The following is a 2,644-nucleotide window of genomic DNA, read 5'->3' on the forward strand; positions in this document are numbered from 1 at the left end:
TCGCATTGCTGCACGACAGGGACAAACAGGTCCTTGCCGGCTGCGGCGGCATCGACCTTGGCGCGGAATATGAATTCGTCGTGGCGCGCGTCCTCGAGTCGGCCCGACCAGGAGATTTCCTTGACCGCGGCGTCGTGCTGACTGGCATGCGCATCGTCGCCGGCCTCGGTCGAGGCTGTGGTCTCGGGCCCCGCGCTGACGATGTCGAGCGTCCAGCCCGGCTTGGGCTGCGGCTTGGCTTCAGAAAGCCCCTCGGGGATCGAGATACGGACGGCGACGGTCGCTGAGCCCGTGCAGCCATGCGGCACGCGCAGCACGAACCTGGCCGAGGTGCCGGCTTTCACCTCCTTGGCCTCGAAGGTGATATGGGCGGAAGCCGGCTGGGCGGCTGCGACAGCCGCTGCGGTGAGCGCAATGCGCAGCGCAGTTCCAAGTTTCGCGGTCATTCGTGTTTCCTTCTTGGAGGGATTACCAGGTAGCCGCCAGGCCGAGGTGGCCGAGCGCCTCGCGACGAAGCTCCGCCAGCCGCGGATCGCCACGATGGCGTGGATAGGGCAGGTCGACCGTGATGTCGGCGACGATGCGCGCCGGGCGCGGCCCAAAGATGAGAACGCGCTCCGTGAGGAACAACGCTTCCTCAACATCATGGGTGACCAGAAGCGCGGTCAGTCCAACTGCCTGCCACAGCTTAACGATCTCACCTTGCATCGTTAGCCGGGTGAGCGAATCGAGCTTGCCGAGCGGCTCGTCGAGAAGCAGCAGTTGCGGCCTGTTGACCAGCGCGCGGGCGAGTGCCACGCGCTGCGCCATACCGCCGGAAAGCTGGTGCGGATAGGCCTTGTCGAAGCCTGCGAGCCCGACGAGCGTTACCGCGTCATCAACGCGCTGGCGCGCGCTCCTCAATATACCCTGCGCCTCGAGGCCCAGCGCGACATTGTCCCAGACGGTGCGCCAGGGAAACAGGGTCGGATCCTGGAATACGAGGATGCGCGACGGGTCCGGGTTGCCGACCGTTTCGCCGTCTACCTTCACCGCGCCGGCACTCGGATGGTCGAGCCCGGCAAGCAGCCGAAGCAGGGTCGACTTGCCGCAGCCCGACGGGCCGAGCAGCGCGACGAATGAACCGGACTCTACCGAGAAGCTGACATTGTCGAGGACCGGCAGCGGCTCGCCCTTCAATTCGAACCGGTGCGAGACGTTTTCAAAGTCGATCCTCAGGCCATCCGCGGGAAGCTCCGAGGCCGGCTTTAGCGCTGCGCGCGCTACCATCTGACGAGGCCCTTCTGCCAGGAGAGCGTCCAGTCGCGCAGGCGGAAGAGCACGGTGATCAGGCCGGAGCACATCAGCGCCATGACCAGCAGCGCCGCGTACATGTTGCTGTAGGCCGCCCAGCCCTGGGCCCATTGCAGGTACCAGCCGAGCCCTGCCTTGACGCCCAGCATCTCCGCCACGACCAGCACGGCGAAAGAGGTACCCAGCCCCATGAACAAGCCGACGAAGACATGCGGCAGCGCCGCAGGTACCGCCACCTTCAGGATCAGGAACCGGGGGTTGGCGCCGAGCGTGCGGGCGATGTCGTAGTAATCGCGGTTGACGCTGGCGATGCCCGACCAAGTGAGGATAGTCACCGGGAAGGCGGTGGCGAGCGCGATCAGGAACACGCTGGCGGTACCGCTGGTCGGGAAGATAAAGAAGGCGAGCGGCAGCCAGGCCGTTGCCGGAAGGGGGCCGATCAGCCTCAGCACCGGATGAAACCAGTAGCTCGCCGCTTGCGACCAGCCGATGGTGACGCCGGTGACAAATCCGGCAAGCGCGCCGAGGACATAGCCCTTCGTCAGTAGCAGAACCGAATACCAGATGCTGATGCCGAGCCGGTTCCAATCATCCAAGAACACTGCGAGAACACTTTGCGGGGAGGAGAAAAACGGTACCGGCAGCAGGCCGGTCTTGGCTGTCAGGATCTCCCAGATCGCGACGATCGCTGCGCCGGCGATGAACCACGGCCCGTAGTAGCGGACGCTATCGGAGATCGCTCCGAGCAGCCGCCCCGTTGCGACCACCACGACCAGCGCCGCGGCGATGACGAGCGCGATCAGGGCGAGTTGGCCGCCGTAAGGCTGGGGGATGATCTCCGGCCACAGCTCGATCAGGGCCGCGACCCCGACCCACCCGGCGGCAGCCAGCAGGCCAAGCGGCCAGATACCAAGCCGGGTCCATCCGGCTGCGCGCGCGCGAACGGCGCCCTCAATGCGCTCGGAAAGCGCCGGCTCGATCGATGCCATCTTGAACCTCCCTATACCGTCAGCACGTCCGCATAGACCTGGTCGGCGAACTGCTTTGGATCGGTGGATTGCTTGAATACCTGCACGTCGCGCAACTCCTCGGCATAGAGCGCGATCTCCCTGCGCAGGTCGGCGCCGACCGGGTTGTGATTGTGAGTCTGGTCCTTGAGAACACCGACCAGATCCGCGAGCGTCTTACCCTTGGGAGCCTGCGACAGGAAGGCCTGGGCGGCGAGTTCGGGCTTGGCGACCGTAAGGTCCTGCGCTTCGAGCAGGGCGCGCGTCAGTGCCGTTGCGGTCGGCAGGTCGTCGCGGATGAGGCTGCCGCGCAGGCCGACGATGCAGCAGACACGGTTCTCGAA

At 65.7% G+C, this 2,644-nt stretch carries 3 protein-coding genes and 1 pseudogene; all 4 read right to left on the minus strand.

The features are described from left to right. Positions 1–446, minus strand: a 446-nt coding sequence (locus tag EOA24_RS33680; RefSeq protein ID WP_127410566.1) for a YcnI family protein, incomplete at its 3' end; no start/stop codon positions are given. A 22-nt stretch (positions 447–468) separates the two neighbouring features. Then, positions 469–1,269, minus strand: coding sequence for an ABC transporter ATP-binding protein (locus tag EOA24_RS33685; RefSeq protein WP_127410567.1), 801 nt, complete (start codon positions 1,267–1,269; stop codon positions 469–471). Further along, entirely contained in the window at positions 1,263–2,282 is a 1,020-nt protein-coding gene (locus EOA24_RS33690; protein WP_127410568.1) for an ABC transporter permease subunit, read from the minus strand. Before EOA24_RS33690 ends, EOA24_RS33685 begins: the two co-directional genes overlap by 7 nt. A gap of 11 nt (positions 2,283–2,293) precedes the next feature. Next, positions 2,294–2,644, minus strand: a pseudogene (locus tag EOA24_RS33695) (ABC transporter substrate-binding protein); the annotation flags it as partial.

The sequence above is a fragment of the Mesorhizobium sp. M2A.F.Ca.ET.039.01.1.1 genome, assembly GCF_003998035.1.
Taxonomy (GTDB): Bacteria; Pseudomonadota; Alphaproteobacteria; order Rhizobiales; family Rhizobiaceae; genus Mesorhizobium.

What these genes read in the sequence shown, in the direction of transcription:
- EOA24_RS33685 (WP_127410567.1), bottom strand. Translation starts at nt 1,269, where the DNA reads ATGGTAGCGCGCGCAGCGCTAAAGCCGGCCTCGGAGCTTCCCGCGGAT.
- EOA24_RS33690 (WP_127410568.1), bottom strand. Translation starts at nt 2,282, where the DNA reads ATGGCATCGATCGAGCCGGCGCTTTCCGAGCGCATTGAGGGCGCCGTT.